Here is a 2,321-nt window from a genome sequence, read left to right as displayed (position 1 = left end):
TCATCGATCAAACGTTGGGGCGCATCTTCCTGCTGCAAATCAGCAGCGATGAAGTCGAATTCGTGGCCCGCATCGCGCAGGCTTTGTTCTGCTTCCGGCACCGCGCTGCGGCTGCTGATTACGAGCCGCGCGCCCGCTTCGCCGAAAGCATGCGCAATAGCGAGGCCAATGCCGCGTGTGCCGCCTGTAATCAGCGCGACCTTGCCGTCGAGTCGGAATTTATCGAGGATCATGAGTATCCCTTAATTGATACCGAGCTTCTTGCAGCCTTCCGCATAGCGGTCGGTACAGAGATTCTTCGCGCTTTCGATGCCTTTATCGACGACTTCCGCTTTCAGGTTCTTCTGCGTGATGACCGTCGGCTGGAACAGTTGCGAAGGCGTGTTGAACAGCGTGGTCTGCGGCTTGGGCTTCTGTCCGTCGAGCAGGCCGACCGCGACGCGCGCCGCCGCTGCCGCGACGATTTCGCTCGGCTTGAGAATGGTGTTGTACTGATCACCCGCGATGATCAGTTGCAGCCCGGCGATGGTGGCATCGTTGCCCGTGACGGGTGGCACGGGATTCACGCCCGCCGCTTTGAGCGCCGCGATGGCCGCGCCGCCCGTGCCATCGTTTGCAGCGACTATGCCGACGATTTGCCCGGAGAAACGATTGATCTGTCCTCCTACCCATTGTTGCGCCTTCGGCGGCGCCCAATCCGGCGTATCGTATTCGGCCAGCGTCTTGTAGCCGCTGCCCGCCAGTCCTTCGTGACTGCCCTTCTTGATGAGACCCGCTGCTGCATCGGTCGGTGAGCCGTTGACTTGCAGCACGCCGCCCTTGCCGGGTGCCACGCCCGTTTCCTTCAAATGCTGCACCAGCGATTGCGCCACCGCTTTGCCAATTTGCTCGTTATCGAACGAGACGTAGTAGTCGGCGGGCGTCGATGGAATCGGACGGTCATAGGCGATCACCTTGACGCCCTGACTCTGCGCCAGATGCACGAGCGACGCAGCAGCGGCCGAGTCAACTGGGTCGAGCACGACGACTTTCGCGCCTTGCGAAATCACGGAATTGAATTGCTGTTGCTGCTGCGAGGCGTCGCCATTGGCGTTTTGATAGAGCACCTTGCAGTTAGGGCACAGCTTGCTCATTTCCGCTTTGAAACCCGGAAAATCGTGCTGTTCGTAGCGGGTCGAGCCCTGATCGGGCATCAAGAAGGCGACGGTTCCGCTCGTTGCGGCGGCGGCTGCACCGCACGACAAAGCGAGCGCAAGCGCGGCCGCGCGCATCAGCGTCCTGGATTGGCTAGTCATCAATGTCTCCGTGTTTTTGACTTCTTTCGCGCGGGCTCGATGTTGTCCGCGTCCAAAAGACATTAAATCAATTGATTTAAGTAAGTCAACGAGCGATTTCGTCGCTTAGGGAAAGCCCTTATTTCTAAGGAGAATTGATGCTCGACGGGGTTATATGTTTAGGTTTACCAACGAAATTGAATGTCCGCCCGGCTGCGCGTTGCATCGATCTGAATGGCGTTCGGTTCGTCCGTGCTCGCAACCCAGTCTTTGGCCGCCTGCTCGCTGCGGCCGAACTCGACATGCCGTTTGATAAGTCGCTGCATGCGCAACGCGGGATCGACATCGACGTACCAGACTGAATCGAGCAAAGGTCGCACGTGCTTCCAGTGACCGTGATCGAGCAGAAGGTAATTGCCCTCGGTAACGATCAATTGGGCTTCCGGCAACACCGGAATCGCGTTGGCTATCGGCTCTTCAATTTCGCGGCGAAACGCGGGCGCATAGACGATTTCGTCGTCGCGCTGCTCACGCAAACGTCTGAGCAGCGCGACGAAACCCGCGCTATCGAATGTATCTTCCGCGCCCTTCCGTGATGCCCTGCCAAGCCGCGCCAACTCCACGTTCGCGAGATGGTAGCCATCCATCGGTACGACGACGGCGCGATCCGGAAACGCTTCGACAATGGCTTGCGCCAGCGTCGATTTGCCCGCGCCCGGTGCGCCTGTTAGCCCGAGAATACGGCGCTTGCCGTCAGCGATCCAGTCGCGCAAGTGGTCGATATAGCGGTCTTCGGTCATCAGCATGATTCGGGTTGTAGAAGTGAAGGAACGGGACGTATTGTCCGCGATTCTTCAGTGATGCGCGCGCGCTTTTGCCGCTGCATTGATGCCGCCCGCCATGAATTCGCGCGCGTGCTTCGCGAGGTCCATGCCGTCGTCCCACAGATTGCGCCAGATCGCCAGCGCATTCGATAACTGCTCGTTCACCACGGTCGAAGAGAAGCTCTCGAACGTAATCACGCCCTGATAGTCGATCATGGCAAGC

The 2,321-nt window shown here is 59.0% G+C and carries 3 protein-coding genes and 1 pseudogene; all 4 read right to left on the bottom strand.

Annotation, left to right across the window (positions count from 1 at the left end):
• A partial coding sequence (locus P7F28_RS07345) for an SDR family NAD(P)-dependent oxidoreductase (protein WP_277183856.1) occupies window positions 1–233 on the bottom strand: 233 nt, incomplete at its 3' end.
• A 9-nt stretch (window positions 234–242) separates the two neighbouring features.
• Window positions 243–1,295, bottom strand: coding sequence for a sugar ABC transporter substrate-binding protein (locus P7F28_RS07340; protein ID WP_277183855.1), 1,053 nt, complete (start codon window positions 1,293–1,295; stop codon window positions 243–245).
• A gap of 164 nt (window positions 1,296–1,459) precedes the next feature.
• Entirely contained in the window at window positions 1,460–2,074 is a 615-nt protein-coding gene (locus P7F28_RS07335) for a nucleoside/nucleotide kinase family protein (protein ID WP_277183860.1), read from the bottom strand.
• Window positions 2,075–2,128: 54 nt separating this feature from the next.
• Window positions 2,129–2,321: pseudogene (locus P7F28_RS07330) on the bottom strand (sugar phosphate isomerase/epimerase); the annotation flags it as partial.

The organism is Caballeronia sp. BR00000012568055, from assembly GCF_029439455.1.
Lineage (GTDB): Bacteria > Pseudomonadota > Gammaproteobacteria > Burkholderiales > Burkholderiaceae > Caballeronia.
The sequence above is the reverse complement of the archived record's forward strand: the minus strand, read 5'-3'. Positions and strand labels throughout refer to the sequence as shown.

Excerpts from the sequence above, each read along its gene's own strand:
- P7F28_RS07335 (WP_277183860.1), bottom strand. The coding sequence starts at position 2,074 with ATGACCGAAGACCGCTATATCGACCACTTGCGCGACTGGATCGCTGAC.
- P7F28_RS07340 (WP_277183855.1), bottom strand. The coding sequence starts at position 1,295 with ATGACTAGCCAATCCAGGACGCTGATGCGCGCGGCCGCGCTTGCGCTC.